Source organism: Bradyrhizobium sp. 160 (assembly GCF_023073735.1).
Taxonomy (GTDB): Bacteria; Pseudomonadota; Alphaproteobacteria; order Rhizobiales; family Xanthobacteraceae; genus Bradyrhizobium.
The window spans coordinates 1-16,642 of sequence record NZ_JADPKD010000025.1 but is presented as its reverse complement, the minus strand read 5'-3'; the positions used below and the strand labels follow the sequence as shown (position 1 = coordinate 16,642).

Genomic DNA, 16,642 nt, shown 5'->3' with positions numbered 1-16,642 from the left:
TTCTCTAATGGCCGAGCGAAGCGTGAAGCGCGGGCACGGCATCGGCCGATTCGCGGACTTGTCGGGTCAGGAGAGCAGCTGATGCCAAGAATGCCGGTAGGCCGGTAGCAGAGTTACCACCGGCAATGTGCGGGTTTTCCTCCAGATGTCCCGTATGAAACTGTCCGCGGACAAACGACTCGTCGGCAAGGATGCGGGCGAGGAAGCTAGCGTTTGTCTCGCAGCCGAGAAGAATGACTCCCTGAATCGCGTGATTGGCCGTGGCGGTGGCCAATGTGCGCGTCGGCGAATGCGCGATGATCTCTGCGAGCATGGGATCAAACGCAGTGGTGATTGGCTGACCCTGCGTGATGCCGCTGTCAATCCGTACCCCGCTCGGATACTCGAGAAGAAGTACTTTTCCGGACGTCGGAACATAGCCTGGTTCGGGGGCTTCAGCGTACAGCCTTACCTCGATAGCGTGGCCGTTCGAAACGATATCTGACTGAGCAAAACCAAGTTCTCGGCCCGCGGTGGCATAGACCTGTTCGGCGACAAGATCGATGCCGCTGATCATCTCAGTCACGGGATGTTCGACCTGTAGGCGCGTATTCATCTCGAGAGAGTAGAATTCTCCTGCATCGAAAATGGATTCGACGGTTCCTGCGTTTTGATAATCCGCGGCGCGTGCGATACCGACCGCGGTCTCGCAGACGCGTTTCCGTAGTTCTGGCGACAGGGCTGGCGAGGGCGCTTCCTCGATGATCTTCTGGAAGCGGCGTTGCACCGAGCACTCCCGCTCAGACAGGTGTACAATGTTCCCAAAAGAGTCGCCGAGTACCTGCACTTCGATATGCCGCGGGTTCTCAATGTATCTTTCGACGTAAAGCCGGTGATCCCCAAAATACCGTTGCCCCTCAGAGCGAGCCTGCTCAATCGCGCCTTCCAGAGCATCGACGTCGCGTACAATCCGCATGCCCTTGCCGGCCGCGCCCCCTGACGGTTTTACCAGCAAAGGGGTTCCAATTGCACGCGCCCTGGAGACGAACGTCGCTGGATCGTCCTCCTCAATTTGCAGATGGGACCACTGGAAAGCCGCTCGACTGGACGAAGCTGCGGGCCCGAATCTTATCGCCCATCAGTTCAATAGTTTCGGGTGCGGGGCCGATGAACGCAATGCCGGCCTTTATCACGGCCGTGGCGAATTGAGCCTGTTCGGAAAGAAATCCATAACCTGGACGAACAGCGCCGGCGCCGGCCTTATGAGCGGCGGCAATAATTTGTGCGATGTCCAGATAGCCGCGATCGGCGTGTGACCGCTGATAAGAATCGCTGTGTCGGCCATGGAAGACTGCCGGGCTTCGCGCATCGACCTCGTGGTAGACAACTGCAGAACGAAGGCCCAGCTTTCGCAACGTCTTGATGATGCGGGCGGCGATCTCGCCTCTGTTGGCGATAAGGACTGTATCGAAAGGCATTGTGTGCATTCATATCCAAACAAACAACTCAAACGAGACTTCCGTCACTTGCGAGCGGTTGGTCCGCTTTCGATGGCTCCGCTCGCTTATCTGTTGACAGTGAGTCGGCCTTCCACCGCTTAATTATTACCTTGCGGCTCGGTTTGGGGAGCGCCGCGCGGGGACGATCGAAGGTGCAGGATGGTTCGTAGTACCTCAATTCGAGTCTCCTTTTTCTTTGGCGGTATCGCCAATAGAAATCACGTCGCGACATTGATGAATCAAGCTCGCCTGCCTGGCTCAGAGACTGTGCCTTGCGCAGGAACACCAATACCGCAACGTACCGACCTAAAGAGGATATCGTGACGCGCACACAACGAACGCATTGGTTTTTGCGTCCAAAAGCCAAGTGCTGTGCAGTAGTTCTTATTGTGCAACGGCATCTCTGTGGTCGAGTCGGCGGGTGCGCGAGATCAGCCGCCGAACGACGCGAAGAAAGACGCTTGCATGGAGGACGTGTTTCGCCTGGGTAGCACCCACATCCCGGATCGCACCGCCATCACCTGTCTACAGGAAAAAGAGGCCGAAACCGTTCAAGTCTTTGATGGCTCGGAAGTGTTGCTTTGTATGCCAGAACCGAAGGCTGCGATGTGTTGACGATTTACAATCAGCATGCCGATGTCGGCGTAACGCGTGTTGTCTTGCCGGACTCGACCTCGCAAGTTTGCCTGGTTCCGGACGAGCTGATCGAGCAGTTGCACGTCGACAAGGCACTAACGTCTTCCCGACGGCAAAAAAGGCCCGGCCTCATTTTGGAAGCCAGGCGAAGTCAGTCTGGGAGGAGCGACGCTGCTACACATCGTCCCGACCGTCGGCAAGGGAGAGTTGCCGCCGGCTCATTTACGGCGAGCGTTCGCCGCAAATTCGAAATACGACAAGATCGTTATGCCATCGTCCCACACCCTAGGAGTAGCTTACGTTCGTTTGTCAGAGGTCGCGATCTCATTTCATGATCGTACAATGTGACGTTACGTGCGATTCAAGGCCTTTCAACGAAATGATCGCACAAATTTGTCCAAGCTCCTGGCTTCCCGGAAGTAGCCGAGGTCCGTACGTAACGCACTATCCATTCTGTCTAGGGGTGGGGGCTTGCCCCGTGTGTCAAACGCCATCCGGAACTGCCCACTTTGCGTCATGAAGAACTGCCCCCACCATCCGGATTGTGATCTCGGTTGAAGGTTGTTTCCGGCGGTGACGGGCCGGAGGGAGGCGGAGCCGACCGGAGGGCCGTCACCGGCGGTCGGCGTCTTGACCAGGCCGCTTTTGCGCTTGGCGCGGAGCCGGTAGCTGTCGCCGCGGATCGTCAGCACATGGCTGTGGTGCAGGAGCCGGTCTACCCGCATCATTTCCTGTTTGGGCAACGGCTTGAGGTGCTGAAGGAGCGGTCGGGGCGCGGTCCCGCCCACGTCGTTGTCGCGCTGCCGGACGGACGGCCGCGGGCGGTTCGGATCGCGTCGACGGATCTTGGCGAGACGCTGATCACGTCCCGCCCGAACGCCGCCGATCTGCCGCGCATCAGTGCACGTACGCTGATCCTATTGATGCAACATTTGAGCGCGAGTCTGGGCCTTCTCGACGAGAAGGTGATTCGCGATGACCCACCGACCGCTTCCAGGTCGCGTTGCGTATCGACCACTGCCGACGTCGGCAAATCCACCCGGCCGACATTCCGCGCCTGTGGCCGAATCTATCGACCGCGACGCAAACCCAGATCGCTCAAATCCTCGCCACGCTGCTGCGGCGAATGCAAGCGGTTCCCGGCACGCCCGGAAGGGGATTGAGCCGTGCTGATCAGCTCGACCGTCGCTGACGAGCGGCTCACGACTGCGCACCGAGCCAAGTTGGCCTATGTCTACGTGCGGCAGTCATCCATGAACCAGGTGCGCCAGCACCAGGAGAGCACGCAGCTGCAGTACCGCCTCGTCGATCGCGCCATCGGTCTGGGCTGGCCGCCGGAGCGCGTCCAGGTCATTGACGAGGATCTGGGCAAATCCGGTGCTGGCGCTGTGGATCGTCATGGTTTTCAGAAGCTCATTGCCGAGATCACGCCGGCCTTGTGGTGAGCCTCGACGCTTCTCGCTTGGCCCGCAATAACCGGGACTGGCATCAGCTGCTCGAACTGTGCTCGGTGTTCGGCGTGCTCATTGCGGATGGCGAGCGGCTTTACGATCCGCGCGCCTACCACGACCGCCTGCTGTTGGGCTTGTCCGGTATCATGAGCGAGGCGGAGCTGCATCAGCTTCGGATGCGCCTTCACCAAGGAGAACGCGAGAAGGCGGCACGGGGCGAACTGCGGCTGCCCCTGCCGGCCGGGCTCGCCTATGATCGAGCCGGCACAATTGTTCTCAATCCCGATGAGGAGGTGCAGGCCCGTCTTCATCTCGTGTTTGCCAAATTCCGGGAACTGCAAAGCGCTCGCCGTGTGATGCGGTACTTGGAGAGGAACGGATTATCCTTGCCGGTTCGGCCGCTGCTTGGACCATCTCCACACGAGATCGTCTGGCGTGCGCCAGATAGTGCACGCGTCCTTAGTATCCTTCAAGATCCGGCCTATGCTGGGGCGTATGTTTATGGCCGTCGGCAAAAGGATCCGAGCCGATGCCGGCCGGGATCGCTGACGGGAACGGTCAAGGTGGCGATCGGGGATTGGGCGGTTTGCCTCCACGCCGCTCACCCAGGCTATATCAGCTGGGAGGAGTTCATGGCCAACCAGGGGCGACTGGCAGATAACATCTTCCGCTATGAGGCAGGACACTCTGGCGTACCGCGCAAGGGGGCAGCCCTGTTACAAGGAATTGCGATCTGCGGCCGTTGCGGACGGCGCATGAGCATGCGCTACACGGGCCCGAATGCCGACTATCCGGTCTATTGCTGCCGCTCGGATCGGGACCAGCAAGGCAGTGCACTATGTCAGGAAGTCCGGGCCTTGGCGGTTGACGCGCTGGTCGAACGGATGCTCCTCGATGCCCTGGTGCCGGATCAGATTGAGATCGCACTCGCGGCGGCGGGCCAACCGGAGCAAGAGAGTCGTCAGCTCGAGCGCCAGTGGGCGCTTCGCGTGGAGCGCGCCCGCTACGAGGCCGAGCGCGCCCGGCGTCAGTATGACGCCGTCGAGCCCGAGAACCGTCGTGTGGCGCGCTCACTTGAGCGGCCTTGGGAAGAGAAGCTGCGTGTCGTCGAGACGGTCGAGCAGCAGCATGCGCGTTGGCGCGCGCAAGAGCCGCTTCTGATTGGCCCGGCGGAACGCGCAGGGCTACAAGCGCTCGGCGAGAACCTGCCGCGGATTTGGAATGCGGCCACCACGTCGGCAGCCGATCGCAAGCGCATTCTGCGATTTGTCATCCGCGAAGTCGTTCTTGATCAGAAGCGGACCCGAGGTCAGGTGTGGCTCAGGATCGTCTGGGCAGACCGGCGCAACCAGCGAGCATCACGTACAACGGCGCGTTCATACCTACCGCAACTATATCGACATTGATCGGTTGCGGCGACGGATCGTCGAGTTGAATGCTGAACACAAAATGGATGGCGAGATCGCGGCAATACTCAATCAGGAAGGCTTTGTCGCGGCCCGAGGCTGCGCCTTCAAAGGCGAGAACGTCTGGCTGTTGCGCACCCGCTGGGGCATTCCCACCGTCAAAATCAACGGCGTGGACAAGAATCCGATGCGCTGGCCCGACGGCAGCTTTTCGATTCAGTGCGCAGCGGCTGAGCTTGGAGTAACCCCGCAAACAATCTTCGATTATCTTGCGCGCGGAATGCTGGCAGGTCGTCAGTTAGCCAAAGGCCAGCCATGACAGACCGAGCTCTCAGACGAACAAATCAGTCGGCTGCGCAATCGGATACGACGTACCAAGCGTTCAAAGACGGAGGCATCATGAAGTCATCGGCTCGGCAATGACATCGTGCCATTGCAACACGGGCACCTGAGTCGTGATCAACAGCGATCCCTTGTCGTAGCGATCGGTTGAAGCTGGCCTCGGCATAGGTGTAGTTCGAGGCGCCGAGCTCGGCGACGAAGATCTGCATGCTGCGCGCCTCGCCGCTGAGCCCGTCAACCACCTCCATGGTATGGCCGGAATAGTCGACGAACAGCTTCTCGCCGGCGACATGGACCTGGCGCAGGGTCGGCTTGAGGCGGCCCGTCCACTCCTTGTAGCGTTCGCAGAACCGCGCATAGTTGAAGCTGTCGGAGTTTGCGTCGCAATACTCCTCCCACAACAGCATCAGCGTGACGTTCCTCCGCCGTAGCTCGCGATGCACGAGCGCCCAGTCTGGATGCGGACGCTCGTCGCTGGGCCGATCAGAAGGCGGCGGAAACAGGCGGTTCTCGAGCTGGACATCGTCATCCAGCTCCGGCGGCAGTGGCCAGGTCAGGCCGGCGCGGCGGGCTCGGTTGAGGTACTTGCTGACCGTGCCCTGGGCCAAGCCCAGGCTGCGGGCAAGGGCGCGTTGCGACATGCCGACGCTGTAGTGCAGGCGTAGAACTTCACGGATGTGGCGCATGGACAGTCTCTCGGTCGGCATCTCGATCCTCTGCGGTTAGGCAAAAAGACCAAGCTACCCGGGTTGCAGACTGTCAGCGGTGCGCGCCTCCTGGTTGCCCCCGATCGCGGTCGCTGGAAATAGCGATCACGATCGGCTGGAAATGGTGATCACGATGCTCTGGAATGGGTGATCACGATGCCCTGGACTCCGTGATCACGATCGGCTGGAACACGCAGCAATACGCCCGACGACTTGAGTTGTCGGGCGTGTTCGTGAGACGTCACCGTCTAGATCACTGCGTCTCAACAATCTCCGTTAGCTCGGCCACCCCTCGATGATTCGAGCCTCGACGCTCGGCCGCTCTCAATCGAGTATCGAGGATGAGCATCGCGAGTGCTCTGGGCGCCTGATCTGTCCCACCTGATGGCCGCCGCTAACGTGGTAGCCCTGCGCCAAATCCCGTCCGGCTGGTCCGGGTGCGACCATAGCCGTAAAGCGGATGAACGCCGTAGGGGTAACGACAGTCGCGCCAACGATCGCGAAGATCATTTGCCAGGTGGGCGAAGGCCTTCGCCATCTGGGCGATTCCATGCGTCGCGTTGTAACCGGCGAACATGGCGGGCGCGACATAGACAACGGTGATCACGAGCCGGAGCCAAGTAGACGTCACGAAGGCGAGCGCGAGTTGGCCTATACCGAACCTCGCGCCGCCCGCCACGACGGCCACCACGATGCCGCCGAGCGCGCCGGCCCCCGTGTAGAAGGCCCAAAGGCCAATCGTCACGCCTGCGAAGACGGGCAGCGCGAAGACTGCGAGCGTGAAGAGCAGCCAGGCGGAGAAGCCGATGACGAGGAAAACGAGCAGTCTTATTGGCAGTCACAAGCGCTTCATGAACACCGCGCGCCGGCATGCGCGGATGCGCAAGACCTGGACCGCGGCCGGCCGCCATGCTGCGGACAACTGCAAGGCCGTCGTCAGGGTTTTTACAGTCGTGACTACCCGCTGTCTATCGCTGCGACCGCGGCAGCGTTATGCTGGGTCAGCGTCGGTGTATGATGTTCGTGGGACTTCGCATCGATAAAGCGGCGCTGGCCGATCTCTCAGATCGATACTTTCATGCCCTGGAACTTCCAAGCCTGAACGGCCAAAGCTTCGCGCTTACGCCGCTGCCAACACGTCTTTGGTATTCATCGGCGGCGGCGCCTGGCGCATTAAGGTCCTTGAAGCGGCGGTAGATCACCAAGCTGCGAGGATTTGCCGCATCCTGAAACGGGTATGAAAGCCAACCAGGCTAGACGCGACAGCACTGGGGCTTGAAGTCTACGTAGCGTCAGGTTGTACAGTCTGAATCATACATGCGGACTTCGCTCTGAAGCGTCATGATCACTAGAAGAGGCTCGTTGGTTGTAGCGAATGTGAGGACGTTAAACTGAAGAACTGATGAGGAAGCAGAGCTTGCAGTGCAAGTATCGAAACCCGGACGCCTTCCATCAGCAATGGGGCGGCCCAATTTCGATCGCGATGTGCCGCATGCGAACTTGCCCGGAAGGAGGGCGGCAACAGGTGGCTTTTGGATTGTGCGAGTATTTGGGTTTCGTTTCTCCTGGATCGTTTTGAGGTTTGGCGAGCGGTTACCTGTTGCCCAGGAAGCCGGGGCGCTCTTCTGCAGCACCCAAGGCTGGGCAGGTGTGAGTAATGCACGAGCTCGGAGCGGCACTAACGGTCCCTTTTTGTTCAATTTGGCGAATCTTGACGTCCGGCTTTTTGAATCCGGTCTCTGTGGTCAGTGCACCGGAGTGTGGCCGCGGAGCAGCTATGAAGAGTCACCTCATCTAGGGAGAGTCGCGTGGAACCCGTCTATAACAATCCGGACGATTGGATGCGCTGGTACGCCGAGCTGCAGCGGCAACAGACCGACGTTGACCCTGCAGATCAAGCTGGCTTCGAGCAGCAATTGGGCGAGCTGCAACTCCGCTCTCCTGAGGAGAGTTCCGGGGTTAGTTCCCCCGACACTCCAGCCGCACGGTCGCATGAAAACATCCAGCGTACGGACGTTGGTGGTTCGATGCGAATGCGGCCAAGGTCCAACCAGCGGGACAATTCGTTCAGCAGCACGCGTCACAGTGTCGATGTTCCGCACGCTCATCATGGCGCGGGTGCGACGGCCTCGCAGTCTAGCTTGCGTGACCAGTTGTTCAGTAGCACGCGCTACACAGCGCCATCGGAACCGCAGCCTGCGGCGCGGACGAAGGATAGCAAAAGCCGTGGACTGTTTTCTCGTGTTAAGTCAGGGTTCGGCAAAGTCTTCGGAGGAAGTGGTGGCGAAAAGTCGTCCGGCGGCTCGACGTCCGAGGTGGCCTCTTCAGAGCTTCGGATGGATTTCGCCAAGCGTGGTCGCCCCGCTGGCCAGAACATGCATCCCGAAGACGAGGCCCGCATCGAGCAGTTCGCTGAAGCAGTCCGAGGATATGAAATTCTTCCCGACGGTAGCACCGGCCGAGGGGACGGAAGGGTTTGCGATGGTACCCTCAGGACCAATTTAGGGCTTCTTAGGGGGTTTGCTCGTTGGCTCCGAGCAGAGAACAGGGGTTCGATGGCTTCTCGGCTTTTAAACGATCCAGAGTCACTAGCCGCTGATATTACGGATTACAGGGCGGGCGGTGGGGACAATCATAACCCTCTCAAGTCGGCACTGTCTCATTTCAGGAGGTTCGCGCCTCACGAGCAAGAACTCCAAGCCGTCGGGCCCGGGCCGCGCCTGATGGGGCGCCAAATACATTATCCTTATCCCGAGGACGCCCACCTCATTGATGGCCTGGCCAATGAAGAGCTGAACAAGCTGGGATCGGATTCGACTTCCCAGAGGAGAGGTGTTTCGGAAAGGGCCAGCAAACAACGTAGGTTTAGTGATTGGCTCCAAAGGGAGGGTAGGGGGAACATAGTCAGCCGACTCACCGGCAGTGATCAGCAGCAACGGTCGTTGATGGAGGATTACAGGGCCTTTACCAAAGCCGAGGGAAAAGTGGTCGTGAGTTTCGATCGGCTTCGGCAGTATCTAGGCACCGAGCCCCAATTGAAGCATCATCATCCATCCCGACGACGCCCGCATGATTGATGGCCTGGCCAACGAAGAGCTGAGCAAGCTCGGACCGGACTCGACTTCCCAGAGGAAAGCTGTCCGGAATATGGCCATAAATCAACGTAGGTTTAGTGATTGGCTGCAAACAAGGGGTAGGGAGAGCATAGCGAGCCGCCTCAACGGCAGTGATCGGCAGAAATGGTCGTCAAAAATAGATTACCAAGACTTCCGAGACTGCACCGAAGCCCTCAGAGGATTTTCCGTGGGTTTCAAGCGGCTTGGGCAGTACCTACAGGTCGTTGAGGCGAACGCGGCGTCGGGGTTGTCCCCTCAGCAGGCAAGTGGGCGGGAATCGGCCGGTCCGGAGGGCCGCTTGGATCAACCTACCGGGTTCGGATCAACCTGGCCGCTGCAGCAGGTTGATCCATCGATTCAAGGCCGCAGCGAATTATCGCTTGGCCCCAAGGATTGGTTGGGCGACGAGCATATCCAGAGGGATTACGAGCTCCTGGAACAGGAGTTGCAGGGGAACAATCCAGATCTCGCCGCCCGGACGCGGTTCGTGGATCCCCTCATAGCCAATTATCATCTGCGCTTGGGCCCCGAGAGCGTCGCGCTAAGCGCATTCCAGCGCATCGTCCATAATCAGAACGGTAACGACACAGCCGACTTCCTGTTCGTGCCAGTGAACGATGCCAGTGCTACGGATCGTCATCGTCGTGGCACCCATTGGTCGCTGCTGTTCGTTGATCGCAGCGACCGCGGACGGCCGGTTGCCTATCATTATGACTCCTTCCAGGGATACAACGACAAGCTTGCAAAAATGCTCGCACAAAGGCTGGGTACGCGTCTGGAGCCTGTCCGCATGACCCGGCAGGGGAACGGTTGGGATTGCGGAGTCTTCGTGGTTGACGGCACGCGGGCGCTTGTTAGGCGACTGGCGCAAAGACGGCCGCCAGCCGTGCTGCACCTCGACAACCTCGTCGCCGATCGGCAGCAACTCCAACGACGTTTGAGGACCGCTCCCAGCAGTGCGCGAGCGGCGGCTGCAGCGGATCGACCGGGGCCCTCAACGCAACTTTTCGATTCGCCAGAGTTTTGGCGTGGAGTGGATCAAGCCGGCCAGCCTTCCGCCGATAGCTGGAACACAGCGAACTTCTGGCAGGATTTGTCGTTACCCGCCCATTCGCCAGTGCAAAGCGTCAATCCGCCAAGCCCACCATCATGGGAGCAAAGCTTCGGGACATCGATAGCGGATCGACCGGGACCCTCAACGCAATTTGTCGATTCGCCAGAGTTTTGGCGTGGAGTGGATCAAGCCGGCCAGCCTCCCGCCGACAGCTGGAATACAGCGAACTTCTGGCAGGATTTGTCGTTACCCGCCCATTCGCCAGTGCAAAGCGTCAATCCGCCACCATCATGGGAGCAAAGCTTCGGGACATCGATCTTCGCGCCACAGTACATGCCGCCAGCGCAAGACTTAGGAGGATTCGTCCCTCCGAGTTGGCAACACGGCAATCAACCGGCGCCGGAGAACCTCCGGCGCGGAATGCACTGGCATAACGTGCTGCCGAGCCCGGACCGACCACAGACCCACATCAGGATTCATGATGTGCCCTACACGGCCACTCTGGGGCGATCAGGCAAGCAGAACGACATTCACGTTTTCCTCGAATAGGGAGGAAAAGATCGAGCAATAGATGATAGTCGTCCGTGAAGAACCAAAAGAGCTATCGCCCAAAGTTGGTGACGGCGGGAATCGGAAAGGCGGCATATCGTGGGGGTGCTTGAGGCCTCCACTTCTCCACCGAAGGAGCGATATGCCTTGTCCAACGATAACGTCATCCATCTGATTCAGCCTGGAATCTTCGACGATCAACTCACAGAAGTCTTGCGCAATGGGGCGCGTGTCCTGCTTGCCCAGGCGGTCTAGGCCGAGGTTGCAGACTTTCTCGGCCAGCATTCCGATTTGAAGACCCGGGACGATCACCAGCGCGTCGTCCGCTAAGGTCACCTGTGCGCATTTGCCGATGGTGAGCAGCGGCTTTGACCGACATGGTGATTGGTTCAGGGGTTTGGGTTGACGCCAAGAGTTTGGTTGCGGCCGTTCTGCTTTCGCATGCTTTCTCCGGAGAGTTGGAGGCGGTGAGCGTTGTGAACGAGGCGATCCGGGATGGCGTCGCCGAGGAGCAACGCTGCGGTTCGACGTGATCAGCATGGCGCCGGTTTCGTAGCGCCGGCTCACCAGTTGGAAGAACAGATGCGCCGCGTCAGGTTTAAGTGGCAAGTAGCCGAGTTCGTCGACCATGAGCAGCTTTGGCTTCGACAGCGCGAGCAGTTTCTCGTCCAGGCCTCGCTCGCCGTGCGCCTTGGCGAGGCCAGCGACCAGCGTCGTCGCCGTGGTGAACTGCACCGTGTACCCGGCCAGGATTGCCTCTCGCCCAAGCGATCGACAAGTGCGTCTTGCCCACGCCTGGCGGGCCGAGCAGCAGCACGTTCTCTCCGTTGGCTATCCAAGGTGACGCGGCAAGATCGCGGATCTGCTTTGGATCGATTGACGGCTGCGCCTCGAAGTCGAAGCCAGCAAGCTCCTTCACGGCCGGGAAGTGTGCGAGCTTCAGCGCCATCTCGATGCGGCGATGATCCTTGCGCGCGATCTCGCGCTCGCACAGTAGGATCAGCGTCTCACGCGCCGACAGGTTCGCGCGCGCCGCCTCGTCGAGCAGGCTGTCGAGCTGGTCGCGGCCGCTGCGGAACCAGCGCTAACCCAGCGCCTTACCTATGGAGTTGCACCAACTCAGTTGCGCAGATGTGTTCGCCCTAGTGCCTCTCGTTGCGCTTGATGACACCGCGATGAGCGTTATCCAAAATGGCTCCGAGAAGGAGTCTAAAGGGTCGTTACGGCAACCTGATCAGGATTTCGAGACAACGTCACCGCCTCCCAAACAGCCGTTCTTCAGGCGGCATGCGATCCACTAGATTAGGATGAGTGGAGCGAACGCGGAGCCGCGCGCGAACGGCTTTACCGCCGGAATCCATCGATGTGCGCAGGCAGCGGTGAGCACGAACGAACTGGGCATCCTGGTCACTAGCGCTCCTCAGGTAATGTAGCCCGATCGAAGTTGTCATCGGTGCGTGCCGAATGGGATACCTGTCACATTCCGACGCGGCTAAGAACGGCTCAAGCCTCATTCCAATTTCAAGACGAACTTCGCGCCGTCCCGCAGTTCGCAGACCAATTCCCCCTGGTTCATGATCTTGGCCGGCCCGGCCACCAGCTTTGAGGCCCGCACCGTGAGTTTGCCTTCGCGGCTGAGGCTGTGGCGGATGTATTCCGTCACTGGGTACCCGGAACTGTCCACGGTTTGATGAGCGTTGGAGAAGTTGATGCCGTTCTGGGCAGTCACCCTGAAGGCATTGATAATTGGCCCGCCCGGTGTGGCCGAGCCGGGTTTTGTTGCCCGCCGGTAAGACCAACCTCTCCCTGGCACGCCCCATCGATCTCGGAGGTCGGTGAGTAGCGGATCACCATTGGTGGCCGCTCTTAATGAACAATCAAGAGACGCTGCCCCGACGATTTTGACGAAAGTCGAGAGCCTGTGCTTGATTCGGTGGAGCCAGTTCTTGTTGTTACCCGACGGAACCTGCGCAGGTGATTGGGTATGTGGGCCTAAGGGTGCGTAGCGCTTGCAAATGATTATGATCGATCCCGCGGAGTGCGAGTCACTTCGTGCAATGCCTGCGAATTGCGAGAACGACTGGCGTCTCGGCGGGCTTGTCACTGGATCCTCCGCATTATGACGCGCCGTGCTGACATGTGCTCGCGCTCGCTGCACCAACCAGCGGCAAATTCTCCGCGCGAGGGCCTTTCTTGAGCACGTGCCGTTGCAAGTTAGGCGCGCCATAAATGTTTCTAGCGCGATTACGGACCGGTCTGTGAAATGCCAGAGCAGGGCACCTCTGCTCCATCGGTGAGTAGTGTAAAGCTCATCACAATACTTTCGAAGCTAACACTGCATTGTCAGGTTTGAGCCAAGGGGCGCGACCGAGCGGCTGGAGAACCGCCAATTTTCAGGCGGCACGCTGCTTGCTTCGTTCGGACCGGCGGGCACAGTCCCGCCCATGACCGCTGTCGAAACCGAATGTACGTCTTCTGTCCGCTTTCGGCCAGCTCGCAAGTCGCGCGAGCCGGGCGGCCCACCCAGCCCAGGATTACTCCCATGAAACACTCGCTCCTCGCCGCCGTGTTGCTCTCGCTGACGTGTTTGTCCTTCACGGCGGTGCCCCAGGAGTGGGCCGCTGCGGCCCGGGTGGACGATTCCTTCCTTTGCCTCGAGGAAATCGAAGAACCACGCGCACTGGATTTGGCCCGCGCCGAGAATGACAAGACGCTCGGCGCGCTCCAATCAGATCCCCGCAATCGCCGCTTCTATGAGGAGGCCATCAGCATCCTTCAGGCCAAAGACCGGATTTCCTATGTTTCGTTGGAACGGCGGGGTCTCAGCAATTTCTCGCAGGACGAGAACCACGTGCGCGGCATCTGGCGGCGTACTACGCTTGACAGCTATCGCGGCCAGGACCCGCACTGGGAGACCATCCTCGATATTGACGCGCTGGCGGTCGCGGGTAAGAAAAGCTGGGTCTTTAAAGGCACTACCTGCCTGCCGCCCCAAGTGCGCCTGTGCCTCGTCCAATTTTCTGATGGCGGTAAGGACGCTGTGCTCGTCCGAGAGTTCGACCCGGACACCAACGCCTTCGTCACGACCGGTTTCGCTCTTCTGGAGGGAAAGCAGGCCGTCAGCTGGGTCGACCGCCACACGGTCCTCACTGCACGGGATTGGGGAGAACGGACCCTGACGCAGGTTGGCTGCCCTTTCCTCTTGAGGGAGCTCAAGCGCGCTCAGCCGCTCGTTCGAGCGCGCGAGGTCTTCCGTGGGGAGCCGACCGATGCCGTGGCGGCGCCCTTCGTGCTGCGGGATAATGAAGGCAAAGTTCATGCGGCTGGCGCCATGCGCGCCATAAGCTTCTTCGAGCAGGAGTATGTACTCTTTGCGCCCAACGGACCGATCAAGCTAAACCTGCCAAAGAAAGCGAACATCAGCGGCATCGTCAGTGGCCGCCTGCTCGTGACGCTCAATGAAGACTGGATACTGTCCGGCAGCACCCGCTTTGCGGCCGGCTCGATGATCTCATATGGCTTGGACAAATGGAAGCGAGATCCGCTGCGCGCGATGCCATCGCTCGTCTTCGAGCCCGAGCCTCGGCAAGCGCTCAGCGGGTTCGCGGTCACCAAGAACTTGTTGATCCTGGCGATCCCTGACAATGTTCAGAGCAAGGCATTCACCTACAGGTACGGCCAGGGCACTTGGCGGGCCACGCCGATCCCGCTCCCTACGAACGAGAACGTCAGCCTCTCTGCCGCTAGCGAAGAAACGGACGTGGTGCTGTTCACCGTCTCCAACTATCCGGGGCCGACCTCCCTCTGGTACTTCGACGCGGCGAGCGAATGGCTTGAAATACTGAGGACGACACCTCCGAAGTTCAACGCGTCCAGGTATGTTGCGGAGCAGTTCGAGGCCACTTCGCTGGAGGGGACCCGGATTCCCTACTTTCTGGTGCGTCCCAAGAACGCGAGGTTCGGAGCGGAGATCGCAGCCCTTCTCAATGGTTATGGCGGATTCCAGGCTTCGCTCCTGCCATCCTATGCGGGAGCGGTGGGGCGGCGCTGGCCCGAGCAGGGCAATGCATATGTCGTCGCGGACCTGCGCGGCAGCGAGTTTGGACCGCGATGGCACGAGCAGTCGGCCCAAGCGGCAACGAAGCAGCGGACATGGGATCATTTCATCGCCTTTGCGGAGGACCTAATCCGCCGGAGGTCACCTCTCCGCGCCGACTGGGCGTGGTCGGCGCCAGCCAGGAAGGTCTGCTGGTGGGCACCGCGATTACTCAGCGCCGGGACCTCTTCAACGCAGCGATCGTGCAGGTGGCGCTGTTCGACATGCTTCGATTCACCAAGTCGGGATGGCGATCCCGCCATCGCGAGCAGCGCGGATGGATCGAGGCCTACTCGCCCTATCAGAAGCTTGTCCCGGGCAAGACCTGCCCAGTCCCCTTCATTCTCACCTCCACCAAGGACAGCGGCGTGAATCCGCCCACGGCCGTCAAGAGGGAGCGTGCGGCATGAGGTTTTGGACCTGTAAAGCGCTCACGGTCAACGCGATCTGTTCCCGGCTACATCAACGTAGCGAGTCGGTTCACGCTGATCACTTGAGCCATGATTGGCATCGTCAGCCGCAGGAAATTTGCGTGCGGGCTTGCGCTCCGACGGACAGGTGAATCACGAAATACAATGGAATCCATTCATGAGCGACATGACAACTCAGATTCATTCGCACGCGGTCGTGTGGATCGACCACCTCATTGCTAAGATATTCTCCATAGGTTTAACGGGCGTCAGCGCGACGGCCGTACGCGCGCATTTGGCGCCCCAGCGTCTTGATTGCAAAGCGCATACTGGCTCTGCCGTGAATGACGATCCGACGTTTGTCGTCAGGGTAGGTCGGGCGCTGAGTAGCTGCACTGATCTGCTGATCATCGGACCGGGAACCGAGAAGACCGAGCTGATGAACTTCCTGAGAGTGAACAGGCCGGATCTCACCCTGCACGTCGAGACAAGTAATCCTCCGACCGACCGGGAAATTGTAGCGGTTGGGCGAAAGATCTTCCGTCTCGATTGAGTTGGCGATGTTCTTCTTCTGATTGTGGACGGTGCAACAGATCGGACCAAATTACGAGAGATGAGGATCGCTCTTCCCGGGGACCACCACCTAGCTCGCGCATCCGTTTACAGCGATTGATAGGCGCGGGGACCGATGCTATTTAAGTCAGTAGCGCCAATGGGCGGCTACCGCGACCGGGCGTTCTCAGGTGTTCGCCTTGACCAGCCGCCGACGTTGAGGCCGCAGGGAAAGACCGTGCAGAACCGCGATCACCCGCTCGTCCTCCCGATGACATGCCTACCAGCAGACTCGCAAAGCCCCAAGCGGAACGACTAGCAACTGCTGATCGTCATTTCCGCAGAGCGCATAGCGCTAGATCAGAACAACGAACTGAAAAAGTCGCGAGCAAAAAAATCCCCCCGGCATTTTTCTGCCGGGGGTCGCATTTTAGAGAGAGTTGGATCAGAAGTCCATGCCGCCCATGCCGCCGCCCGGGGGCATCGCGGGCGCGCCGGTGTTCTTCTTCGGCAGCTCGGCGACCATCGCTTCCGTGGTGATCAGCAGCGCCGCCACCGAGGCAGCGTTCTGGATCGCGGCGCGGACCACCTTGGTCGGGTCGATGATGCCCTTGCTGACGAGGTTGCCATACTCGCCCGTCTGCGAGTCGAAGCCGTAGGCGTATTGCTCCTTCTCCAGGATCTTGCCGACGATCACCGAGCCGTCTTCGCCGGCGTTGATAGCGATCTGGCGAGCGGGCGCCGACAGCGCCTTGCGCACGATCTCGACGCCGGTCTTCTGGTCGTCGTTCTTGGTGCGCAGGCCCTTGAGCTGCTCGGAGGCACGGAGCAGGGCGACGCCGCCG

At 59.9% G+C, this 16,642-nt stretch carries 14 protein-coding genes and 5 pseudogenes; 11 read left to right on the top strand and 8 right to left on the bottom strand.

Annotated features, from left to right (window positions below):
• Positions 1-4: 4 nt before the first annotated feature.
• Both IVA98_RS09390 and IVA98_RS09385 read right to left on the bottom strand, forming a co-directional pair.
• Positions 5-994: an ATP-binding protein gene (locus IVA98_RS09390; protein WP_247354763.1), complete on the bottom strand. Its 990-nt coding sequence runs from the start codon at positions 992-994 to the stop codon at positions 5-7.
• Between the two features lie 52 nt (positions 995-1,046).
• Positions 1,047-1,457 (bottom strand): biotin carboxylase N-terminal domain-containing protein, encoded by a 411-nt coding sequence (locus tag IVA98_RS09385; protein WP_247333635.1) that lies wholly within the window; start codon positions 1,455-1,457, stop codon positions 1,047-1,049.
• A gap of 486 nt (positions 1,458-1,943) precedes the next feature.
• On the opposite strand from IVA98_RS09385, the gene IVA98_RS09380 reads away from it, so the two are divergent.
• Entirely contained in the window at positions 1,944-2,093 is a 150-nt protein-coding gene (locus IVA98_RS09380; RefSeq protein WP_247354761.1) for a hypothetical protein, read from the top strand.
• Between the two features lie 566 nt (positions 2,094-2,659).
• Here the strand turns inward: IVA98_RS09380 and IVA98_RS37545 are convergent.
• A pseudogene (locus IVA98_RS37545) lies at positions 2,660-2,833 on the bottom strand (ATP-binding protein); the annotation flags it as partial.
• Between IVA98_RS37545 and IVA98_RS09370 the strand changes: the two are divergent.
• From IVA98_RS09370 to IVA98_RS09355, 4 genes are read left to right on the top strand one after another with little or no spacing between them, the layout of a single operon-like run.
• A complete protein-coding gene (locus IVA98_RS09370) occupies positions 2,807-3,277 on the top strand; it encodes a hypothetical protein (RefSeq protein ID WP_247354759.1) in 471 nt (156 codons plus the stop codon). The pseudogene IVA98_RS37545 and the gene IVA98_RS09370 overlap by 27 nt on opposite strands.
• Positions 3,278-3,280: 3 nt before the next feature.
• Entirely contained in the window at positions 3,281-3,559 is a 279-nt protein-coding gene (locus IVA98_RS37210) for a recombinase family protein (protein WP_346657701.1), read from the top strand.
• Positions 3,560-3,576: 17 nt separating this feature from the next.
• Complete coding sequence (locus tag IVA98_RS09360) at positions 3,577-4,971, top strand: recombinase family protein (protein ID WP_346657700.1); 1,395 nt, start codon at positions 3,577-3,579, stop codon at positions 4,969-4,971.
• Between the two features lie 25 nt (positions 4,972-4,996).
• Positions 4,997-5,290 carry a hypothetical protein gene (locus IVA98_RS09355; protein ID WP_247354758.1) on the top strand — a complete coding sequence of 98 codons (294 nt, stop codon included), beginning with the start codon at positions 4,997-4,999 and terminating at the stop codon, positions 5,288-5,290.
• Positions 5,291-5,315: 25 nt separating this feature from the next.
• Here IVA98_RS09355 and IVA98_RS09350 read toward each other — a convergent pair whose 3' ends face one another.
• Complete coding sequence (locus IVA98_RS09350) at positions 5,316-5,999, bottom strand: sigma factor-like helix-turn-helix DNA-binding protein (RefSeq protein WP_247354757.1); 684 nt, start codon at positions 5,997-5,999, stop codon at positions 5,316-5,318.
• Positions 6,000-6,425: 426 nt separating this feature from the next.
• A pseudogene (locus IVA98_RS09345) lies at positions 6,426-6,858 on the bottom strand (hypothetical protein); the annotation flags it as partial.
• A gap of 970 nt (positions 6,859-7,828) precedes the next feature.
• On the opposite strand from IVA98_RS09345, the gene IVA98_RS37205 reads away from it, so the two are divergent.
• The 3 genes and pseudogenes from IVA98_RS37205 to IVA98_RS09330 form a co-directional block, all read left to right on the top strand.
• The gene (locus IVA98_RS37205; RefSeq protein WP_247354755.1) at positions 7,829-9,097 is read left to right on the top strand and encodes a hypothetical protein; all 1,269 of its coding nucleotides are present in this window, start codon (positions 7,829-7,831) and stop codon (positions 9,095-9,097) included.
• Positions 9,090-10,739, top strand: a complete 1,650-nt coding sequence (locus IVA98_RS37200) for a Ulp1 family isopeptidase (RefSeq protein ID WP_524536364.1) — start codon at positions 9,090-9,092, stop codon at positions 10,737-10,739. Before IVA98_RS37205 ends, IVA98_RS37200 begins: the two co-directional genes overlap by 8 nt.
• A gap of 147 nt (positions 10,740-10,886) precedes the next feature.
• Positions 10,887-11,066, top strand: a pseudogene (locus IVA98_RS09330) (IS256 family transposase); the annotation flags it as partial.
• Between the two features lie 62 nt (positions 11,067-11,128).
• On the opposite strand, the pseudogene istB reads toward IVA98_RS09330, so the two are convergent.
• Together istB and IVA98_RS36735 are read right to left on the bottom strand one after the other, a co-directional pair.
• Positions 11,129-11,805: pseudogene (gene istB / locus IVA98_RS09325) on the bottom strand (IS21-like element helper ATPase IstB); the annotation flags it as partial.
• Between the two features lie 444 nt (positions 11,806-12,249).
• Positions 12,250-12,966 (bottom strand): VirK family protein, encoded by a 717-nt coding sequence (locus tag IVA98_RS36735; RefSeq protein ID WP_249816355.1) that lies wholly within the window; start codon positions 12,964-12,966, stop codon positions 12,250-12,252.
• 237 nt (positions 12,967-13,203) lie between these two features.
• Here IVA98_RS36735 and IVA98_RS09315 point away from each other — a divergent pair.
• The 3 genes and pseudogenes from IVA98_RS09315 to IVA98_RS09305 form a co-directional block, all read left to right on the top strand.
• Positions 13,204-14,526 (top strand): annotated as a pseudogene (locus IVA98_RS09315) (prolyl oligopeptidase family protein); the annotation flags it as partial.
• Between the two features lie 323 nt (positions 14,527-14,849).
• Entirely contained in the window at positions 14,850-15,245 is a 396-nt protein-coding gene (locus IVA98_RS09310; RefSeq protein ID WP_346657703.1) for a prolyl oligopeptidase family serine peptidase, read from the top strand.
• A gap of 178 nt (positions 15,246-15,423) precedes the next feature.
• A complete protein-coding gene (locus IVA98_RS09305) occupies positions 15,424-15,798 on the top strand; it encodes a hypothetical protein (RefSeq protein WP_247300228.1) in 375 nt (124 codons plus the stop codon).
• A gap of 444 nt (positions 15,799-16,242) precedes the next feature.
• Here the strand turns inward: IVA98_RS09305 and IVA98_RS09300 are convergent.
• Positions 16,243-16,642, bottom strand: a 400-nt coding sequence (locus tag IVA98_RS09300; RefSeq protein WP_276576808.1) for a TCP-1/cpn60 chaperonin family protein, incomplete at its 5' end; no start/stop codon positions are given.

Excerpts from the sequence above, each read along its gene's own strand:
- IVA98_RS09385 (WP_247333635.1), bottom strand. The coding sequence starts at position 1,457 with ATGCCTTTCGATACAGTCCTTATCGCCAACAGAGGCGAGATCGCCGCC.
- IVA98_RS09380 (WP_247354761.1), top strand. The coding sequence starts at position 1,944 with ATGGAGGACGTGTTTCGCCTGGGTAGCACCCACATCCCGGATCGCACC.
- IVA98_RS09370 (WP_247354759.1), top strand. The coding sequence starts at position 2,807 with ATGGCTGTGGTGCAGGAGCCGGTCTACCCGCATCATTTCCTGTTTGGG.
- IVA98_RS09350 (WP_247354757.1), bottom strand. The coding sequence starts at position 5,999 with ATGCGCCACATCCGTGAAGTTCTACGCCTGCACTACAGCGTCGGCATG.
- IVA98_RS37200 (WP_524536364.1), top strand. The coding sequence starts at position 9,090 with ATGATTGATGGCCTGGCCAACGAAGAGCTGAGCAAGCTCGGACCGGAC.
- IVA98_RS36735 (WP_249816355.1), bottom strand. The coding sequence starts at position 12,966 with ATGGCGCGCCTAACTTGCAACGGCACGTGCTCAAGAAAGGCCCTCGCG.
- IVA98_RS09310 (WP_346657703.1), top strand. The coding sequence starts at position 14,850 with ATGGCACGAGCAGTCGGCCCAAGCGGCAACGAAGCAGCGGACATGGGA.
- IVA98_RS09305 (WP_247300228.1), top strand. The coding sequence starts at position 15,424 with ATGAGCGACATGACAACTCAGATTCATTCGCACGCGGTCGTGTGGATC.